Annotated in this window: 15 protein-coding genes; 6 read left to right on the top strand and 9 right to left on the bottom strand. The window is 47.3% G+C overall.

Going from position 1 to position 19848, the window contains the following annotated elements; genetic code table 11:
* Positions 1–40: 40 nt before the first annotated feature.
* Positions 41–1495: a hypothetical protein gene (locus tag MIC7113_RS38190; RefSeq protein ID WP_081594673.1), complete on the bottom strand. Its 1455-nt coding sequence runs from the start codon at positions 1493–1495 to the stop codon at positions 41–43.
* A gap of 299 nt (positions 1496–1794) precedes the next feature.
* Here MIC7113_RS38190 and MIC7113_RS19755 point away from each other — a divergent pair, with 299 nt between their 5' ends.
* Positions 1795–2502: a DUF4230 domain-containing protein gene (locus MIC7113_RS19755; protein WP_015183939.1), complete on the top strand. Its 708-nt coding sequence runs from the start codon at positions 1795–1797 to the stop codon at positions 2500–2502.
* Positions 2503–2535: 33 nt separating this feature from the next.
* Here MIC7113_RS19755 and MIC7113_RS19750 read toward each other — a convergent pair whose 3' ends face one another.
* From MIC7113_RS19750 to MIC7113_RS19730, 5 genes are all read right to left on the bottom strand, one after another.
* Positions 2536–2907 (bottom strand): response regulator, encoded by a 372-nt coding sequence (locus tag MIC7113_RS19750; RefSeq protein WP_041780137.1) that lies wholly within the window; start codon positions 2905–2907, stop codon positions 2536–2538.
* A gap of 304 nt (positions 2908–3211) precedes the next feature.
* Complete coding sequence (locus MIC7113_RS19745; protein ID WP_015183937.1) at positions 3212–3454, bottom strand: ChaB family protein; 243 nt, start codon at positions 3452–3454, stop codon at positions 3212–3214.
* A 163-nt stretch (positions 3455–3617) separates the two neighbouring features.
* Entirely contained in the window at positions 3618–4028 is a 411-nt protein-coding gene (locus MIC7113_RS19740; RefSeq protein ID WP_015183936.1) for a hypothetical protein, read from the bottom strand.
* A 361-nt stretch (positions 4029–4389) separates the two neighbouring features.
* A complete protein-coding gene (locus tag MIC7113_RS19735; protein WP_015183935.1) occupies positions 4390–5922 on the bottom strand; it encodes a phosphomannomutase/phosphoglucomutase in 1533 nt (510 codons plus the stop codon).
* 38 nt (positions 5923–5960) lie between these two features.
* Positions 5961–7460 (bottom strand): phenylacetate--CoA ligase family protein, encoded by a 1500-nt coding sequence (locus tag MIC7113_RS19730; protein WP_015183934.1) that lies wholly within the window; start codon positions 7458–7460, stop codon positions 5961–5963.
* A 98-nt stretch (positions 7461–7558) separates the two neighbouring features.
* On the opposite strand from MIC7113_RS19730, the gene MIC7113_RS19725 reads away from it, so the two are divergent.
* Positions 7559–9343, top strand: coding sequence for a serine/threonine-protein kinase (locus MIC7113_RS19725; protein WP_041781047.1), 1785 nt, complete (start codon positions 7559–7561; stop codon positions 9341–9343).
* A gap of 26 nt (positions 9344–9369) precedes the next feature.
* On the opposite strand, the gene MIC7113_RS36665 is transcribed toward MIC7113_RS19725, so the two are convergent.
* Complete coding sequence (locus MIC7113_RS36665; protein WP_155898054.1) at positions 9370–9528, bottom strand: hypothetical protein; 159 nt, start codon at positions 9526–9528, stop codon at positions 9370–9372.
* 26 nt (positions 9529–9554) lie between these two features.
* Here MIC7113_RS36665 and MIC7113_RS19720 point away from each other — a divergent pair, with 26 nt between their 5' ends.
* A complete protein-coding gene (locus MIC7113_RS19720) occupies positions 9555–11684 on the top strand; it encodes a serine/threonine-protein kinase (protein WP_015183932.1) in 2130 nt (709 codons plus the stop codon).
* Positions 11685–11699: 15 nt separating this feature from the next.
* On the opposite strand, the gene MIC7113_RS19715 is transcribed toward MIC7113_RS19720, so the two are convergent.
* Positions 11700–11942, bottom strand: a complete 243-nt coding sequence (locus MIC7113_RS19715) for a hypothetical protein (protein ID WP_015183931.1) — start codon at positions 11940–11942, stop codon at positions 11700–11702.
* 747 nt (positions 11943–12689) lie between these two features.
* On the opposite strand from MIC7113_RS19715, the gene MIC7113_RS19710 reads away from it, so the two are divergent.
* Both MIC7113_RS19710 and MIC7113_RS37720 read left to right on the top strand, forming a co-directional pair.
* Positions 12690–16034, top strand: a complete 3345-nt coding sequence (locus MIC7113_RS19710) for a PAS domain S-box protein (protein ID WP_015183930.1) — start codon at positions 12690–12692, stop codon at positions 16032–16034.
* Between the two features lie 239 nt (positions 16035–16273).
* Positions 16274–16672: a hypothetical protein gene (locus tag MIC7113_RS37720; RefSeq protein WP_216596333.1), complete on the top strand. Its 399-nt coding sequence runs from the start codon at positions 16274–16276 to the stop codon at positions 16670–16672.
* Between the two features lie 458 nt (positions 16673–17130).
* Here the strand turns inward: MIC7113_RS37720 and MIC7113_RS19700 are convergent, their stop codons facing one another.
* Positions 17131–18177, bottom strand: coding sequence for an adenosine deaminase (locus tag MIC7113_RS19700; RefSeq protein WP_015183928.1), 1047 nt, complete (start codon positions 18175–18177; stop codon positions 17131–17133).
* Between the two features lie 282 nt (positions 18178–18459).
* Between MIC7113_RS19700 and MIC7113_RS19695 the strand changes: the two genes are divergently transcribed.
* On the top strand, positions 18460–19800 hold the full coding sequence (locus MIC7113_RS19695; protein WP_015183927.1) for an adenylosuccinate synthase: 1341 nt from the start codon (positions 18460–18462) through the stop codon (positions 19798–19800).
* Positions 19801–19848: the final 48 nt, after the last annotated feature.

Here is a 19848-nt window from a genome sequence, read left to right as displayed (position 1 = left end):
CCCCGCTAGGGCAGGTTTTTTCAGGGGCAAAACGTGATCATTAGATATGCGAGAAGAACCGAAAACTCGGCTCCCGGTTCGGCTCTCGGTACAAGTTTAAAACTCGTTGAGAGTAGGTGGCGATCGCGCCACTATTATATTGACTAGGATCACCCGTCATCCACCAAGCCGCTGCACGTTGCACCGCCAGAGACTCATCATTATTACTGGCTTTATACTGCTCACTCAGTACATCACGCATCACACACACCAGAATTGAACGTGCCGTCACCGGACTATCCTGAAACTGTATGGGTGTCAGTTCTTTGCCGATACACTGTTGAGACCAACGGGGAATATTTTCCGCTTTAACTTGCCAAGCACCATAAAGTTCATCGTCCGGTTGATCCGTTTCGGGCGCTGCTTGTCGTAGCGCTTCCACCAGTCTCCCCACTTGGGTATTGGAAATCTGAGCCGCCGCAGCGGTACTGGCGGTAGGTTGCGCCGCTTGTCCAGAAGGAGCGGGTTGGGCAGGAGTGGCAGGCGACTGAGCTTGTGAACTGGAGGACGGCTGGTAGAACCCTAAAACATTCTGAGTATAGGCAGCCGTTGAGTCGCTTTTGTATTGATTGGCATCACCAGTCATCCACCAAGCAGCGGTACGCCGCACGGCTAAAGACTCATTATTGCCACTGGCTTTGTACTGCTCGTTGAGAATATCGCGCATCACGCACACCAGAATGGCACGCGCCGTCACCGGACTGGCCTCAAATTGCGAAGGTGTCAGTTCTTGAGTGTGACATTGTTTCGACCAACGGGGAATATTTTCGGGTAAAATTTGCCACTCACTCACCAGCCCATTATTGCCCGGAGCACGTTGCTGTGCAGCGAGTCGTAGCGCTTCCACCAACCTTCCCACTTGGGCATTGGAAACGAGAGTAGAGGATGACGCTCTAGTGGAGGGTTTAGGGGAGGGCTGAGGGGTGGGACGCGGAACTTGCCCCACGGCTGGGGGTTTGGGCAGAGGGGTAGGAGCCGGTTGAGCCGCTTGTGAATCGGTACGCTGCTTCTGGTAGAAACTCAAAACATTCTGCGTATAAGCAGCGGTTGAGTCACTGTTGTAGCGATTGGGGTTGCCTGTCATCCACCAAGCCGCCGCACGTCGCACAGCTAGGCTTTCACTGTTGCCACTGGCTTTGTACTCATCGCGTAGCACATCGCGCATCACACACACCAAAATTTCACGGGCTTTGCCGGTACTTGCCTCAAATTGGGCGGATGTCAGGGCTTGTCCCGTGCATTGTCTCGACCAACGGGGGATGTTTTCCGGTAAAATTTGCCACTCACTCACCAAACCATTATTTCCAGGAGCACGTTGCTGGGCGGCGTCTCTGAGCGCCTGCACCAGTGCCCGAACCTGTCCTTCCGAGACTTGAGCTTGTCCTGGCATGGCCCAAAACCCAACACCCAGGATTATGCCACTGAGCAATAAACGTTTTACTTGTTTAACCAACATTGAACTCATTCACGTTACCCAATCTTCATCTAACTCTTTTGAGAGAATTTTTACCATAGACATCCACTCAAGCTTCTCTGTCGAAAGGAGGTCACTGGATGTTTCGCGATCGCACTTGAATGGATCTAACAGTTTAAAAAAATGGTTAGCGGTTAAAGAGTTCCATCCGGATTAGGGATGTATCCGCTTCAAACAGGAATTGACAACCTGTATCCCCACCTTGTTAGGAGGAACGAATATTATAAAAGACGGCGACTTGTTTAGGGATGCCAATACAGTCTTGCTAGAGGAGCAATAACATGCGCGAACAGTTTCAAAAGCGTCAGATGATCAGCATCACGTCTTGGCTGGTGAGAAACCTGATGCTGGTGTCCACCGGCGGCATGGTGCTATTTGCATTACTATTTGGCATTGGGATGTGGCGATCGGGAAGTCGCTTTTTCGAGGGAGTCAATGCGATTTTTACCGGCGAACCCAGTAAACCACAGGTCGATGTTCGTTCCCTCATTGTCAGTCAAGTTCGGGGCGCGAGTGAGTTAACCACGGCTGTGTTTACGATGGAGGCGGTTGTCCCGACTCGTCAAGAGCGAAAAATTGGGCAGTATACCCTCGGTGCAACCACGCTGCTTTATATTGCTTATGGTGAAGTACGGGCTGGGGTTGATTTAAAGGAATTAAATGCGAATAATGTAACCATCGTCAACGATACGATTGAGCTACAACTACCACCCCCCCGCATCTTGGACAGCAAGATTGATGTGAATCGTTCTAGCGTATACGACTACGATCGCGGATTTTTAGGTTTAGGACCCGACACCGCACCTCAGTTACAATCCCTCGCGCAACAAGAAACCCTGAAAAAAATTCAAGCGGCAGCCTGTAAAGGGAATTTGCTCGCGCAAGCCAATGACCGAGCACAACTGGTGGTCGAAAAACTGTTAAACACGGCAGGCTATAAACAGGTTATTGTCAAAACACAGTCTCCACCAACGGGCAGTTGTCTTTAAACGCTGGAAGGTTGAAGGTTGAGGATTTAAACGTCATCCTTCATTTTGTAACAAATACTTAACCGTATCGATCAGTTCTTGGGGACGGCAACCCTTAGAAACATAAGCATCAGCACCTTGCTTGCAGCCCCAGTAAAAATCACATTCTTCTGATTTATTCGAGTACATCAGTATAGCTGGCTGATGATTTTTTGGAGAGCATTTGAGCTTCCGACAGACTTCGTAGCCATTCATCCGGGGGAGGATGATATCTAGAATAACAAGCTTGGGGCAATGGCGTTCCGCCAGAGAAAGAGCTTCGATGCCATCACTGGCAACAACCACGTTTAATCCCAATTTTTTCAGGATTATGTGGAGGATTTGCTGTTGGGCCCAATCATCATCCACAACTAGAACTGTACTCATCATCGCTGATCTTCGGGAACTTACACTCATTAATGGGTAAATACAATTCAAGTGAAGGAAATTCCGAAAATTTATCACACATTCTCTTTCATAGCGATCGCGCTTATCCCAGAGACAGATAAGGTGAGAACCTAGATTGTCAGAAACGATTTATCTGAGCAATTTTTCTTCTATTAGATAATTTTTATGTCTACATACAAATTTCCCACCCACGCCTTTGTCGGGTGGGTGGGTTTAGATGATGAAGTTATCAGAGCATTTCAAAAACAGTTAATAAACATGCACTTCAAACAAGTACAAGTTGTTAGTTGCCGCCGGAGGTGATAGGTTTATGGTGAGTGTTGGAATCCTGGGGTACCTTGTACCACTTACCATCTTCACCCTGGGCGTAACCTTGCTTGATACTGTTCCAAGCTATATTGATTGCTCCATCTCTGCTGATTCCGTCTTCTTGAGCACTCTTGAATGCAGCTTTGAAAATATTTTGAGCACCTTCTGGTAAATCGTTGACTTCTCCAGGTAAGTTATCGAGTTGCACTTCTGCCATGAATTGACTCCTATTATTTAAGCTTTGCCTTTATCCTAGGGATTCAAAAAGACAAGTTCCTCTTTCTAGGAGGTAGTTATAAACTCCTAAGTTCTCTATCTGGGGAATGAGGTAGTGTGATTTTTTTGGGTAGCAAAGAACACAAAACTTTCTTGAGACTACCCTACATTCCATTGATTTGAGTATTTGGTTGAGTCTGGTTCGTACTACCAGGAAATTGGAAAATCGGACCCCTCCCCCTAGGATTTTGGAAAATCGAATCCGTCCCTACAGAAGGACTAGGATTCCCCAGACTTTGAGGAACTGTACCATTTCCTATAGAAGGAACTTGAGGTTGTGAAACAGGATTCCCCAGAGTTTGGGGAACCGTACCATTTCCTACAGGAGGGACTTGAGGTTGTGGAATAAAACCCCCCTGTGTTTCTGGAGTGCCACTTGTCCCCACAGGATTTTGTTGAGTATTTCCTGGATTGATCTGAGCGAAAGCTGGCAAAGCGAGTAAAGCGCTAGCGCTAGCAACGCCGATTAGCGTCAAAACCTGTTTAAATGATTTTTTGTTATGGTATGTGCTCATGGCTCTGTCCTCTTAATTAGGTGAAAGCATTCTGAGCTTTGAAGTTATCTTTTCAAAACCGAACGAATGTTAGTATTCAAGCAAAATCTGCTTGTGCAGAAGCTACATCCCTTTAAAATAGAGACGTATTTGAAACGCTTCTATATTGAAGGCTAACGCTACAAACGTTCTCAAATCCTGTATCCAAAGGTATGTAAAATCTTAATTTTTTAGATTGAACAATGTATCAAATTACAGAGGAATCACCTACTGTACCCAGGCAAAAATAACCCATCCGTTGGCGGTGGGGGAGCAGTGCCGGAGTTCATACGAGGACGGGGGAGTAGAGGAGTAGGGGAACAGGGGAGCAAGCTCAGGAATTCTAACTTTGTATAAAAAAAGCCGATATATCCAAAGATTCAAAATCCTGGAAAAAAGCTATCAGCCGAGTTGCTATTTGAGAAACCCCCCCTTTAACATTAGACTCAATATTTAAAGGTAACACCGGGTCATGAAGCGATAAGCGCAACAAAAACCATCCATCTTCCATTGATGAGCGGCAGGATACACGCATACCCTCATAATTATTGGGTACAACTGTCCAATCCGATTGTTCCGAGACAAAGGCTTGAAGTTTTTTAATTACCTCATGACCGTAAGATTTAAAATCAGGCACGCCAATTTTGAGCCTAAATTCTTCACTCTCCTCAGGTTCCTTTAAAGTCGCAATCAAATCAGGCAAAGACTTACCTTGCAACTTAGATTGAGCCAACTCAATTAATAACTTGCTTACCAAATACGCACCGTCATCCAAAAAGTAATTTTCCTTCATCGCCCCATGACCCGATGTTTCAATCGCCAGCCAAGAGTCCTGTCCTTCTTGATTCAAGCGAATCGACTCATTAATCACATTCTTATAACCTCGCTTAAATCGATGATGAACCCCCTTTAATTCCCCCTCGATGAATTGGGTTAAACCATCCGAAGTAATTGAATCAGTGACAATAGTAGAACCAGGATGTTCCCGCAGAACAATTGCAGAAATTAGAGCAATCAATCGATTCCGATTCAACTCCTTTCCGAACTGATCAACTGCTGCTCCGCGATCGACATCCGTATCAAAAATAATCCCAAAATCTGCTTTATTAGCAATAACCGCTTGACAAATTGAAGCCATTGCCTCTTTATTTTCCGGATTAGGGATATGATTCGGAAATGTGCCATCAGGCTCTAAAAATTGACTCCCCGTCGTGTCAGCTCCTAACGGCGCTAAAACTTTCTGGGCATAAAAACCCCCGGCTCCATTTCCCGCATCGACAATAATTCTTAATCCCTGGAGTGGCTGCTCGAAATGTTGGGGATGATTAACCGCTTGACGAATTTTATTCACAAATCCATCCGCATAAACGGAAATAAAATCATGCTGTTCAATAGCACCTTTAGCTACAGCTTCTTCAAACTCATTTTTTTCCGCCAATGCCAAAATATCTGAAATATCCTTTTTCTCCAAACCTCCTTGAGCCGTAAAAAACTTTAAACCATTACGATTAAAAGGTAAGTGACTCGCCGTTAACATAATGGCTCCATCACAATCAAATCCTGAAGTGACGGTACTCACAAACATTGCAGGGGTAGACGCCATCGCAAAATCATAAACACGGCTACCGATAGAAGAAATTCCCTCCATCACTCCTTGCATTAATTCTGGGCCAGACAAGCGACTGTCCCGTCCTACGGAAATCGTTAAATCCGAAGCCGATTTCCCGACTTTTTGTTCCAGCCACTTCACAAACGCTTTCCCCAAAATATTAGCAACTTGGGGAGTCAGGTTTACCGATTCATTCGCCACTCCTTCCAGAGCAACACCTCTGATATCCGAACCATTTTGGAGTTTTTTCCAGTCGAAATTGTTCATAGTTAAACGCTCCCTCACACAACGATGATTAATGCTGATTAGCTACGAGTATAGCGATGCTTAACTCCCAGCGGAAAATACTCTGGATCGCCCATCGGAGCCAGCTCTACTTGTGGCAACTGATACTGCTTAGGAACATAGTTGGCAAACTCACTATTAAGCCGCAAAAGTTGGGAGAGAATGGAAGAAGCGATCGCATCCCGTTTCTCGTCACTCGCTTCACTTCCCGGCGCTAACTCCACCACTACCGATAAGAACCGATCCTGATCCGCATCTTCCTTAACTTGCAACACAAACTTCCCCGTCACCCACTCTCGAATCACGGGTTGCTCTAACCCAACCGTGACATTCTCCGGATAGATATTCGCACCAAAATAAGAAACGGTAAAATTAGACCGCCCAAACACATAGACAAAGGGTAAAGGATGAATCCCTCTGCCTTCTTGCAACTCTGCCACCGGGTCAAAACCCCATTCTGCTAAGAACTCTAGCATCGCCTCATAAGCAATCAGTCCCCCGTGATCCGAAATGTGATAACGCACCAAGGGAATTCCGTTATCTCCCGAAAACAGCAGCGTATCCTCATACACCTCAAAGAAGCGACTGAGGGGGTCATACTGGACCAACGTCGGCAAGCGCGATTCTCCAAATAGCCTCTTGGCAACATCGGGATTCTTGGCTAAGAAACGGCGAATGCAAATACTCAACGGGGTTTCATTCCCCAACACCCCCGCATCAGCAGTTCCATACAGCGAAGCAGAATCATAACAGGGATTCGTTGAGCCAACTCGTTCCCCCACTAAACTCCGCCACTCTTCGCTGAACACCTCTCCCGCCATTACCCACTTCATCTGATACCGTTGCCACTCCACCCCACGAGCAATACCAGTATCAATCACATCCTTCAGAAAGGGCGGATAACCCAGCAATACCACCTGCTCAAAGCTTAAACCCAGTTCCTGAACCACTCGGAAAATTTCGTCTTTGTTATTACCAGGAGTGACAACGGTAACCGGATAACCCTTACTCGCCAGATAGCGGCAGCAATTCGTGGTGTACATCCCGCCTACCCATGTCCCTAAGCTAAAGCAAATCACGGCTAAGGTACGGCGAGTGTCGGCATGAAAGCTATCGTGAAAAATCTGTTCAAAGCGTGTCGCTATCTGGAGTTCGTCGGTGAGGAAGCGGGGCCAAAATGTGGGTTTGCCCGTGGAACCGGAGGAAACCGCAATCATATCGCATAAGTCCAGTTGTCCATTCCGGCACAAATCGGTCAATGGGTAACACGAATGGTAGTTATTTTTAGTAATGAGGGGAAGGTTTGCGAAATCCTCAAAGGTCTGGATGGAGTTATAGGAGATGCCCTGTTGTGTCAAAAAAGCTCTGTAAGCCGGAACATGAGTCACAACATCGTGAAACAACGCCAGGGCAGCCGATTCTGGAGAAGTGGTTTGATGCCGTCGGAGTTGTTCCTCTAAGGGTGTGGTTAGAAACGCTTGAAACGCCGTAACTGCCCGATGACGTTGTTCTTCTCGCATCTTCCCAGTTGGTTGAGTTAAAAATTACGCTTACGATACAGGAAGTTCGCTCCGTGTTGCAATCGCTCGGAAATAGCATTGATCCCTCCTTTAGTACAATGCCTCTCTATTGCTCCCAAGGTCACAAAAACGACTCCAGTCACCGCTTTTGTCAAGAGTGCGGTCAACGTCTCCCCTTAGGTACTGGACAAGTTCTGGAAAAGCGTTATCGCATCGTCAGCCAATTGGGACAGGGGGGTTTTGGTCGTACTTATTTAGCCGAAGCACTACAACGCTTTAGCGATCGCTGTGTCCTCAAGGAATTTGCTCCTCAAGTTCAAGGGGCTTCTGAGTTACACAAAGCCAAGGAATTATTTGAACGAGAGGCGGGAGTGCTCCATCAGCTTCAACACCCACAATTGCCCAGATTTTGGGAATTGTTTCCAGCCGATATTGGAGGCGGTACGGGTTGCCTATTCTTGGTGCAAGATTACGTGGAAGGTCAAACCTACTTCGATTTGTTCAAGTCCGGCAAGCGGTTGAGTGAGGCAGAAGCGATTCAACTTATATGCCAAATGCTACCCGTACTTTCGTACATTCACGCCAAAGGCGTGATTCATCGAGATATTTCTCCCGATAATATTATCCTGAGAAATTCAGACCAGCTTCCGGTACTGATTGACTTTGGCTGTGTCAAAGAAATAGCGGCAACCGCTGTTTCCAACTTTACCCAGCTTGGGGTACTACAAACTCGATTGGGTAAGAAGGGATACGCCCCAGAGGAGCAACTGCGACAGGGGAAAGTATTTGTTAACAGCGATTTGTACAGTTTGGCGGTAACCGCCCTGGTGTTGCTAACTGGCAAAGAACCTCAGCATTTGTATGACATCTACCAAGGCAATTGGCGGTGGGGACAGGACATTCAGGTGTCCTCTCAACTGCAAGCGGTGTTGCAGAAAATGTTAGCTCATAAACCGAGCGATCGCTTTTCCAGTGCCGATGAAGTCCTGCAAGCCCTGCCATCCCAACTTCCCCTTGTCACTCATAGTCCTGTGTCCCAACGGCAAACACAAGTCGTTGCCCTCAAAGCCAACCCCAACCCTCCCGCACCCAACCCCACTCCTCCTCCACGTCCGTTCGCCCTCAACACCATCGCCTCCCATCTGCGAACACTGGTAGTGGCTCCCAAAGCCCCTGCCAAACCCGTTCCAGTTACCCCCAGCCCCATTGCTGCACAGCCTAACCCTCAACCGATACCAAAACCCCCGCAAGTTCTCAACGGGCTGGGTGGGTGGTTGCTCAAGATGGGGGTGGGTGCAGGCTTGATTTTAGTCACCGGATGGGCGGGTTGGGCGATGATGAGTTCCATGATTCGTTCAGTCCGCTTAGACCCTATAGGTATTCAATCCGACAATACACCCGACCGTGGCTCTGCCAGTGCTTCGGAGCAGAAGCGGATGAACCAACTGTTAAGCCGCCGTCAAGACTTAGGCATTCCGGATGCATATTTTAACAATTTAGTCAATGATGTATTTTATACGAAGTACCCAGAAGTCCGGGGACGAACGTTAACACTTAAACCCGAAGATGCGGCATTACGAAAGGCATGGCACAACACAGCGGAGGACTTGCTCGATAAACTAGAACAAGCTCAACTTAGTGCGGCGGCTCGTCGCCAGTTAGGACGTTATGCTCAACGAGATTACCAAAGTTGGCAGCGTAAAGCCCAGCAAGGTCAATTGGGTGGTTACACGATGAACCAGCTCAGTCAACAAACAGATAAAACATTTAATCAACTGTTTCCTGAGCAACGGATTGAGAAACTGAACTTACAGACATTCGGTCAAATTTGGTATGCGATCTTCTCGGATCGGGCGAGTCAACTCGAAACGGGCAAGAATTAACCTGTTGTGCATCTAGTGGGCATAATCTAAACTTGTGTTTCTGTCCGTTGTTGATGGTTCGTGGGCAAAAGCAACTGATCCCTGAGCGATCGCAAAAAGCCAGAATACAAGTCGCTGGTATTCCAATCCCAATAGCTGAATCGCAATCGCTTCAGCTTGAGGAAATCCGCGCTTGTGCCTTTCACTCTTAATTATTGATTTGGCATTTTCAATGGCTCCCCTCTATTGCTCTCAAGGACATGAAAATCCCACTGCAAATCGATTTTGCAGGCTGTGTGGCGAGAAGCTAACCCAGCCGGATGCCCAAAGTGTTGAGGCTGGGATGGTGATGGGGGGTCGCTACCGTATTGTCCGGGAATTAGGGCATGGTGGCTTTGGACGCACCTATTTAGCCGAAGACTTGAATCGGTTTAATGAATCCTGTGTGTTAAAGGAATTTGCCCCCCAAGTTCAAGGAACCTACGCCCTGCAAAAAGCAGAGGAACTCTTTGAGCGGGAAGCCGGTATTCTCTACAAATTGCAACATCCCCAAATCCCCAAGTTCCGAGAGATGTTTCGCGTCAAACAAGGAAGCAAGGGGCGCTTATTTTTAGTACAAGACTATGTGGTCGGTCAAACGTACCACGCCTTACTCGATACTCGCAAGCAGCAAGGACTACGGTTTAATGAAGCAGAAGTTACCCAACTGTTGCTGCAAATCCTACCGGTTTTAGAATACATCCACTCCTTGGGTGTGATTCATCGGGATATTTCTCCCGATAATCTCATTTTGCGGAGTACGGATGGGTTGCCTGTGCTGATTGACTTTGGTGGGGTTAAGCAAGTCGCGGCATCGGTCGCTTCTCAAGTGATGGGGTCACCTCCTGTCGGTGGTACACCCGCCCATGCCACTCGCTTGGGGAAGGTGGGCTTTGCGCCCCACGAACAAATGCAAGGAGGCATAGCCTATCCCCACAGTGATTTCTATGCTTTAGGGGCAACGGTATTAGTGTTGCTCACAGGGAAGGAACCGCAACTGCTGATTGACCCGAACACATCGGCATGGAACTGGCGGCGGGAAGTCAATCTCAGCCCCAAGCTAGGCAGTGTGCTGGATAAAATGCTCCAACTCAATCCGACGGAGCGTTATCAAAGTGCACGGGAAGTGCTGCAATCCCTCACGGCACAATCCCCACCCCCGGCGTACCTCCCGACTCAGCTTCCGTCTCCTCCAACGGAAGCAACGATGGCAGTTTCCCCTCCCTTGGTGGTAGCGGCTCATAATTCCTCTGCCCCCCTTGTGCCTGCAACACCATCGCCCAGTTCAACCGATAATCCGTCCTCCGGTTGGTGGGGGAAAATTATAGCGGTGCTCGTGCTGATTCCGGTTGCGGGTGGGATTGGCTGGTTGGCGGGCAATTGGTGGATCAAGTCCCAAGTACCATCTGACAATATTCCACCCCAGCCTACCGAGACGGGTTCAGTCTCGCCCACGATTGAACCCACACTGGAGCCATCCTCACCATTTACCCGCGAAGAAATACAACGCAAGGAACGTCTACAGCAGCGTCGTGTCGCCCTAGATATTCGCTATGACTATTACGCTAGCTTAGTGAATGAGGAATATTGGACTCAGTACCCCGATCGCCGAGGTCAGACTTTAGGTGAGGGGCCAGAAGATGCTGAGGCTAGAGCACAGTGGGATGCGATCGCTTCCAATGTCCTCCGACAACTCGATAACCTGAAGTTAAGTGCCCCCGCACGACGGCAATTAGGCAGCTATACCGAGGCTGATCTCACTCGTGCCAAAGCCGAAGCCAATCAGCTACGTGTCAGTAGCCGTAGTCTTTACGACTTAGTTGATGCCAAGTTCTTTCAATCGTTCCCCGAACAGAAGGAGAATCAGAATTTTCGGAACAAACCCATCTTCCAGATCTGGCAAGCGATGGTGGCAGATACACTCCCCGCACTGAAAACCAGAGAGGCTTTAGAGCGAATTGAGTTTGACCCAGAGGCTGTTAGTAAAACCGTCACTGGCACCCTGAAACCCGGAGGAGGCAAAGTCTTCCTGGCTGAATTGTCTAAGGGTCAGGTGATGACTGCCAACTTGCAAACGGGAAGTAGGGTGTTGTTTTCCATTTATAGTCCTAGCGGCAAGCCAACCTTGTTGGAAGATTCGCGCGATCGCAGATGGTCAGGAGAACTGCCAGAATCGGGTTTATATGAGTTTGTGATCGTATCAGAATCTTCTGGGTCGGTTAATTATCAACTCGAACTCACCGTCGAAAATGCGACTCCCCCTGAACCCACACCGGAGAGTTCGGCAACGCCTGAATCTTCCCCGATTGAATCACCGAGTTGATCCGCTCAATTTGGCTCAATTCCACCAGTCGTATTCCAGTTCTCCGTTTTGGATTTTTTCCCAGATCAGTTCTCTACATAACTCCAGTTCCTCAAAGCTGATTTTTCCATCAGCACGCATCGCCGCCTGGATAGACTCCATTTCATACTTTGTCACTTTACCGTCTGCGACAGCACGCTCAATCAGAGCTTTGAGTTTTTCTAAATCTTGAAGTTCTGCTGGGGAGGGAGCTTTGTTGTTAAAACGTGAAAATTTCATCAGTATTTCCCCTCTCAGTACGCCTTTACATTACTCAAGGACTGTTGTTGAGTTCATACTTACTGTTATTTTGTACCTCGCCAACCCTAAAGTTAGAAACTGCAATCTAATCTTTAGATTTGGCGTTGAAATATCTCGCTGCATTAATTGATTGCTGAGTTGAGTTGCTTATCAACTCACGCGCTCTATTCCCTTGAGTATTATTTTGACTAACCCCTATTTCAATTCAAAGTCCTGAGTTCGGTTAGTCATATAGCAAAAGGCAGTTCGCGCAGCGTTCTGGGCAGGAGTAGGCAGAAGGTTTTTTACTGGTACGCAGTCGTTTACAGCCGTTCAATCTGTCCTAAGCTTTATGACGACAGCTATATAACTTTTTTAAGCACTTTATATTTCTTAAGGTTTTATATGATTTATAAAGATTAGAAAAGAGGTTCTAAAATTAGTTAAGATTAAAGTAATCAACCGATGACGAATCGGGGGAAAGCTTGCATAGAAGCTCATAACAAGAAAAATTTTAGTCTGTGACACGGGTTCAAAGGCTGCGAACATCGGCTTTAAGACGTTAAGAGTAATTGACTTCATCGTTGTGGAAAAATTCTCTGGTTATTCACAGTAACAGAATCGCCGTTGTACAAAAAAGCTGTGACCACAAAGGGAAGCGACAACACCGTCCGTTACTCAGTAAAACCCCATTAAGCCAAGAAACCGTAAAGAACCTGGCTTCGGCGAGGAGAGGAACGCAAAGCAATGAAAACGCTTTTATTTGGGAACAGAGCCATCAGCTTTGATCAGCTTGATCCGTATCAAGGTTTGGAAGCTAATTCCAAAGCTGCCTTTGACGATTTGACTCGCTTAGCAGCTTGCATTTGCCAAACACCGATCGCGCTACTATGCTTCATTGATGTTAGAAGAGGGTGGGTTCAATCCCAAGTTGGCTTAGACCCCAACTCAACCGAGGCTTACTTGGCGTTATGCGCTCAAACGCTCCTGCAACGAGAACGCTGGGATTCTCGTTTGTGGGTGATTGAAGATGTGTTAGCAGACCCCCATTGGGCTAACCATGAAGGGGTAACATCTCAAGCCAACATCGGATTTTACGCGGGTGTCCCCTTAGTAATGCCTCAGGGACTCATAGTGGGCATACTAGCCGTAATGGATCACCAACCGCGATCGCTAACATTAAAACAAAAAAAGGCGTTAGCGACGTTGAGTAAACAAGCAATCAGCCTAACAATAAGCGGTGTTAACATGCAGTCGGAGCGCCATAAAAGCGTAACGAGCTTGAAAGGAAGAACAAACAAGCGTCAGCAACAGAAGGAGGCAAAGCCAACGTTACAGCAAGAACTGGCAACACTTAAGTTGGTACTAGAGTGTACTTCGATGGTGTCGATTACAGACCATCGGGGCAAAATTAACTATGTTAATGATAATTTCTGTAAAATCTCACAGTATTCTAGAGAAGAACTGTTAGGAAAAGACCACCGCCTCATGAATTCCGGTTACCACTCATCGGATTTTTTTAAACAGATGTGGGTGACCATTAGCAGAGGAAAGGTTTGGAGAGGTGAAATCCGGAACCGAGCTAAAGATGGCAATTTTTACTGGGTAAATACGGCGATCGTACCGATTTTGAATGCTCAGGAAAAACCTTATGCCTATATATCGGTTTGTCAAGATATTACTGAGCATAAGCGGATAGAAAACGAGCGCCTGAGTCCATCTCAGGGTGGGACAGAGATCTTCTTTAAGTTCTCGCCCGATCTGATGTGCATCCTTAGTGGGGATGGTCATTTCCAACAGGTGAATCCAGCCTTTGAAAAAATTCTTTCCTACACCCCAGAACAACTTCTTTCTCAACCCTTCCTGGATTTTGTTCATCCTGAAGACAAAGTTGCAACCCAATCCGTATGGGAGAAGCTGGGGAGTGCCACCGAAAACATTGAGGTAGAAAATCGCTATCGTTGCCAGGATGGTTCCTATAAATGGCAACGCTGGAATTTTTTTTGCCCGGTTAACGAACACTTGATCTATGGGATTGGGCATGAGGTTCCCCCCCACAAACCAGGAAAAGCCACCCTTCTAGAGCGTTCCCACTTCTCAACCCTAGAAGCTGATGTCGCAGCTGCGTTGGGACAGGGCAGTCCATTAGTTGAGAGCCTCAAACGCTGCACCGAGGCCATGGTACAACATCTCGACGCGATCGGGGTTGGAATTTGGTTGGTTGACTCCGCATCGGTTGGGTCAGGTGACCCCTTACCCTTAGATTTGCAAGCCTGTGCCGGAACTCTTCGACCCGCCAACACATTTCCCGCTCACGTTCCTCCAAACCATCACCTCATCGGCACAATTGCCCAAACCAGGCAATCTTTAAACACTCAGTTGTTTGTCGAATCAGAGGAAGCCGACAGCGCCCCCATTAACTTTAGTGGTTACCCCCTCATGGTCGAGTCGCGCTTGGTGGGGGTGATCGCACTGCATAGTCGCCATCGCTTTTCCCAAGTGGTTCACAACGTTTTAGGGTGGGTGGCGAATACGATCGCCACCGCAATTGACCGTGCTTGGTCGCGGGATGAATTTCTCAGTCGTTGGGAAGCCTTGCTTTGTCAGTTAGCTAATCAAATTCACAACTTCTTCGACCTCGATATTATTCTCAATACCGCCGTCACTGAGATTTGGAGGTTGCTTGGTGTTGACAGTTGTCACTTTTTATGGTGCATTGAAGAGGCAGAGTCACCCAGGTTAACCATATCTCACGAAGCCTGTAACCCTGAATTGCCGTGTTTGTTGGGAGAGAACCTGCCGCCCCATCTCAAACCCATCGCTGAAATCATTCGCGAGCAAAAAACGCTAAAAATTGAGGATTTGAGACAGACGGGTGATTTAAATGCCCAAACCCAATCTCTGCTGTGCAATTGGGGGATTACAGCGGGACTCCTGCTGCCCCTGAAGACCCACACGGGACAGCTCGGTGCGATCGCCTGTAGTCACTATAATGGCTCGCGTCAGTGGAGCGACCGAGAAGTTGAACTCTTGCAAGCCGTGGTGGATCAGCTCGCAATTGCGATCGAGCAAACAGAAATGTTCGCCAACAATCGTGCTGCCGCTCTTGCCGCTCAAACCCAAGCACGCCATCTGGAACTGGCGTTAAAAGACCTTCAGCAAACGGAAACCTGGCTGATTCAGACCGAAAAAATGTCCGGACTCGGTCAAATGGTTGCCGGAGTTGCCCATGAAATCAACAACCCCGTTAATTTCATCACAGGTAACCTGAGCCATGCCACAAACTATATCCAAGACCTGCTGGAGCTGATTAACTACTATAAACAGCACTATCCCAATCCGAACTCGGAAATTCAAGGATTTATCGAAGAAATTGACTTAGAATTCTTGATCGAAGACTTACCTAAAATCCTCTCTTCCATGAAAATGGGAGCTGACCGGATACAAGAAATCGTGCTTTCTTTGCGCGACTTCTCGCGGTTGGATGATGCCCAAATGAGGCCGATCAACATTCATGAAGGGATTGATAGTACATTGCTGATTCTGCAAAATCGCTTGAAACCCAAAGGGAAACATCCAGGGGTGACGGTGATTAAAGAGTACGGCAACTTGCCCCCGGTGGAGTGCTACGCCGGTCAGATCAATCAAGTTTTTATGAATATCCTCAGTAATGCGATCGATGCCCTAGAGAATTGCACAGTGGAAGGGACGGAACAACAATTGTTTAGGGAAAGTCAGGAAGACATAGAGGGACACTGCCAGATCAACACCTCATCATCTACTCATCCTGCTTCAACTTCACCAACAATCTGGATTAGCACAGAACTTCTGGAAGATAATCAAGCGGTGATTCGGATTCGTGATAATGGATTGGGAATGCCACCGAGCGTCGTTAGGCGTCTTTTTGATCCCTTTTTCACAACCAAACCAGTGGGTAAGGGGACCGGTTTAGGTCTGTCGATTAGTCACCAAATCATAGTCGAGAAACATGGAGGCCTTCTCCAGTGTTACTCAGAGCCAGGGCAGGGAGCTGAATTTTGGATTCAAATTCCCATTTCATCCTCCGTCAGAACCTTGAGCGCTGGGGAGTAGTGCCCTATCACCAACATTTTAATGGGTAGAGTCTTGCTGGTCACAACGCTTACGACGAACGCAGGCGATCACACATTGTTGGCGTAACCGTGACATCTCTTTAACAAAACTTCTTTGAAGGGATTCTGTTAAACGGAATTAAGCTTGAAAGCCTTATTAGGGAAGGCTGGTTTCTCTTCTTCTACAGAGAATGCCTTAAGGGATATATGGCGGAGCACAATTCAACAACAGCAAAATCCATGGCAATTACATATCCAATCATCGAAACCCAGTTGAGGCTGATTAGAGCTTTGCAGAAGGGCTACGTCGAAGCCCTCGAAGCAGGAGACTGGCAAGCCGCCAATTACCGATGCCTACACTTACACAAATTATGTGAAGGATTGCACCATCTGAGTGAGTTACTAGATCGGGAAGGCAGAATTCCAGATACGTTGACACCGTTGCCAGCAAGGACAAACAATAGCTGGGTCAGCAGTATCCATACTACAGCACCGATTCATGCCTTAAACTCAGCTCCTGATGCCAACGATAAGCCCATCGGAGCATCCCCACCACCACCCCTACCAGAGCCACCGCACTATGAATGGGGCATGGGTTTTCAAGGAGTAGAACCACCACCCATTGATGAAGTATGGTAATCCTACCTTTGAGGAAAAAGTGGCTACAAATTAGCGGATTTTCAGGAGTAATTCTTTGAGATTTAATCGTTGAAATAGGAGTTAAAACTAACAACGAATGACTGACGAATAATCGATACCTATACCTATGTAGCCCTTGTCCAGCCAGATTGTATAAGTGCTAATCGAATTATTGCTCAGGACTTGCACAAAAACTCTACAAGTAAGGTGGGCACTGCCCACCCTACTAAAAGACTCCAACAATCCAAAGAAATCACCAGTGTACAAGCCGTCAAACACCTTGCCTTCAAAAGAACTTAGAAAGCACGATAGTACTTTCCATGCCCAACAAACCCAATAAAAACTAACTCCAAAACCTCTGCGAACCTCTGCGAGAACCTCCGAGACCTCTGCGTTAAAAAAATCCGATCATAACGCATTCATTCTGACTATTAACAACAGACTCCTACCTGACATTCTCACTGACTCTTACCAGCCAACGTTTTTTTCGGTTCAGTTTTCAGCAATCCCGTCAACAACGAAGTTGGGTCTTGAGTATGAGGCCAAGCAAAAGCATGTCGAAAGGCAGCATCCTGACAAGCTTGTAACTGCTTAAAATTAATCACATCTTGAGTCAGTAAATTCTCATACTCAAATTGCAGACGAACATTGTGCAATCCCGCATTATCCGTACCAATCGCAATATCTACACCCGCCTCAAAACAGCGGTCAAATACCACCTTCAACTGCCGAATATCTTGTAAAGTCCCAGTTTTCAGATAAGTGGTAGGACAAACTTCCAAACATTGCCCCTGCTGTTGCAACTGAGATAATAACTCTGGATGCTTTAAAGGAATTTGGATACCGTGACCAATTCGCATGAGATAAGGTAGCAGTTCAGGGTAACAGCCATCTGGAGTTTCGTAGAGATGACCGGTTGTTTTTAACCCCAGCGATCGCGCATACTGATACAACCCAATAAACTCATCTAAACGCTCTGCATAGTGAGCATCTCCTCCCGCCAAATCAACCCCACACACATACTCTTGACTCTGCGCTGCCAAATCAACAATCGCCTTGTTTACCTCATAAGGTAATCGTGAGTGCATACACAGAATTTGGCTGGTTACCATCGGATACTCGGCAACCTGACTGGCTTTGCCGACGATTTCCACAATCTGCGTCATCTGATCAATTCGCTCAGATTGACTTAACCGCTCAGAGGTGCGGAGATAAGGCGTATAACGTAACTCCAAATATGCCAAATTTTCAAAAATGTGTGCGCCACGAATCAAGCGATAGATGAAATAGGGCAAAGTTTCCTCGGTTTGGACACTTTCCACCAAGGTGTGCAGTTCTAAATACTCATCTAACGTGTTACGAGGGCGTGTATAAAACTCCTCAAACCCAGGATACTCAGGAAACCGTCCCGCCTGTTCGGGATTTTGGCGTTGGAAATATCGCCAAAGAATACGAGGGACAACCGATCCGCCGAGATGACGGTGTAATTCAGCGTATAAAGTCACAAAAACCTCTCTAATCTAAATTTATTAATGCGTGGGATAGCTAATAGCGCTGTCAATATCCTTCAAGTGGGAGTCCACTCAGCACAAGCCGTTACCCTATCCAGAACTTGCGCTGTTACTAGGTGGCTCTCAAGCTCAATGCGTTGCCACAGATTGATGAGCAACGCCTGTACCCATCCTCTCTTTTTATTGTCATAACTTACTGTTACTTTTAAGTTGACACCCGATACACCGGATGATAATAATTGTAGTTTGTGAAAACTTTAGAATAAAAAAAAACCCTTGGCTAACGTTGTTGTAATCGGTGCCCAATGGGGCGATGAAGGAAAAGGCAAGATCACAGATTTACTCAGTCGTTCGGCAGATGTCGTCGTCCGTTACCAGGGGGGAGTCAATGCTGGACATACTGTGGTTGTTCAAGGCCAAACCTTCAAACTGCACCTGATTCCCTCTGGAATTTTGTATCCCGATACCGAGTGTATTATTGGCTCTGGTACGGTCATTGACCCGGCTGTCTTAATTACAGAACTTGACCAGCTCCAAGCACTAGGCATTTCCACCCAAAAACTCCTGATTTCGGAAACAGCCCATGTCACGATGCCTTACCATCGGTTAATTGACCAGGCATCCGAAGAGAGACGGGGCAACCATAAAATCGGCACCACCGGTCGCGGAATTGGTCCGACTTATGCTGATAAATCAGAGCGCATTGGCATTCGGGTCTTGGATTTGATGAATCCCGAATCCCTGCGAAAACAGCTAAATTGGACCATTAACTATAAAAACGTCATTATTGAAAAGCTTTATAACTTGCCGCCTTTAGACCCGGCAGTCGTAATCGATCAGTACTTAGAATATGCTGAACGCTTGCGTCCCCATGTGGTGGATTGCTCGTTGAAGATTTACGATGCGATTCAAGAACGACGCAATATTTTGTTTGAGGGCGCTCAAGGAACGCTGCTAGATCTAGACCACGGTACCTATCCCTACGTCACCTCTTCCAATCCGGTTGCCGGTGGGGCTTGTGTGGGTGCAGGCGTGGGGCCGACGATGATTGATCGCGTGATTGGGGTCGCAAAAGCCTACACGACTCGTGTGGGGGAAGGGCCATTTCCCACCGAACTCCATGGAGAGCTGGGAGATATCTTATGCGATCGCGGGGCTGAATTTGGTACCACCACCGGTCGCCGCCGCCGCTGTGGCTGGTTCGATGCTGTCATTGGTCGTTACGCGGTTCGCATCAATGGCATTGATTGTCTAGCCATTACCAAACTCGACGTACTCGACACCCTGGAAGAAATCAAAGTCTGTGTTGCCTACGAAATTGACGGGAAACGTTGCGAGAACTTTCCTAGCAGTTCTCGTCGGTTCTCCCGATGCCAACCCATCTACCAAACCATGCCGGGATGGCAACAATCCACCGAAGATTGCAGAGCACTGGAAGATTTACCCAAGCAAGCCCTGGATTATCTTAAATTCCTGGCGGAATTGATGGAAGTCCCCATTGCCCTTGTCTCCTTGGGTGCCAGCCGCGACCAAACGATTATTGTAGAAGACCCGATTCACGGTCCCAAACGGGCGCTGTTGTATGCCAACGGCTCACCCGTATCATCGGGAGTCTAAAAATTGTAGATTTTGGATGTTGGATTAAAGTCCAACCCATAATTCTCG

The organism is Allocoleopsis franciscana PCC 7113, from assembly GCF_000317515.1.
GTDB classification, from domain to species: domain Bacteria; phylum Cyanobacteriota; class Cyanobacteriia; order Cyanobacteriales; family Coleofasciculaceae; genus Allocoleopsis; species Allocoleopsis franciscana.
The sequence above is the reverse complement of the archived record's forward strand: the minus strand, read 5'-3'. Positions and strand labels throughout refer to the sequence as shown.

What these genes read in the sequence shown, in the direction of transcription:
- MIC7113_RS37720 (WP_216596333.1), top strand. Translation starts at nt 16,274, where the DNA reads ATGGCAATTACATATCCAATCATCGAAACCCAGTTGAGGCTGATTAGA.
- MIC7113_RS19710 (WP_015183930.1), top strand. Translation starts at nt 12,690, where the DNA reads ATGAAAACGCTTTTATTTGGGAACAGAGCCATCAGCTTTGATCAGCTT.
- MIC7113_RS19750 (WP_041780137.1), bottom strand. Translation starts at nt 2,907, where the DNA reads ATGAGTACAGTTCTAGTTGTGGATGATGATTGGGCCCAACAGCAAATC.
- MIC7113_RS19730 (WP_015183934.1), bottom strand. Translation starts at nt 7,460, where the DNA reads ATGCGAGAAGAACAACGTCATCGGGCAGTTACGGCGTTTCAAGCGTTT.
- MIC7113_RS19715 (WP_015183931.1), bottom strand. Translation starts at nt 11,942, where the DNA reads ATGAAATTTTCACGTTTTAACAACAAAGCTCCCTCCCCAGCAGAACTT.
- MIC7113_RS19740 (WP_015183936.1), bottom strand. Translation starts at nt 4,028, where the DNA reads ATGAGCACATACCATAACAAAAAATCATTTAAACAGGTTTTGACGCTA.
- MIC7113_RS19755 (WP_015183939.1), top strand. Translation starts at nt 1,795, where the DNA reads ATGCGCGAACAGTTTCAAAAGCGTCAGATGATCAGCATCACGTCTTGG.
- MIC7113_RS19720 (WP_015183932.1), top strand. Translation starts at nt 9,555, where the DNA reads ATGGCTCCCCTCTATTGCTCTCAAGGACATGAAAATCCCACTGCAAAT.
- MIC7113_RS19725 (WP_041781047.1), top strand. Translation starts at nt 7,559, where the DNA reads ATGCCTCTCTATTGCTCCCAAGGTCACAAAAACGACTCCAGTCACCGC.
- MIC7113_RS38190 (WP_081594673.1), bottom strand. Translation starts at nt 1,495, where the DNA reads ATGTTGGTTAAACAAGTAAAACGTTTATTGCTCAGTGGCATAATCCTG.
- MIC7113_RS19735 (WP_015183935.1), bottom strand. Translation starts at nt 5,922, where the DNA reads ATGAACAATTTCGACTGGAAAAAACTCCAAAATGGTTCGGATATCAGA.
- MIC7113_RS19745 (WP_015183937.1), bottom strand. Translation starts at nt 3,454, where the DNA reads ATGGCAGAAGTGCAACTCGATAACTTACCTGGAGAAGTCAACGATTTA.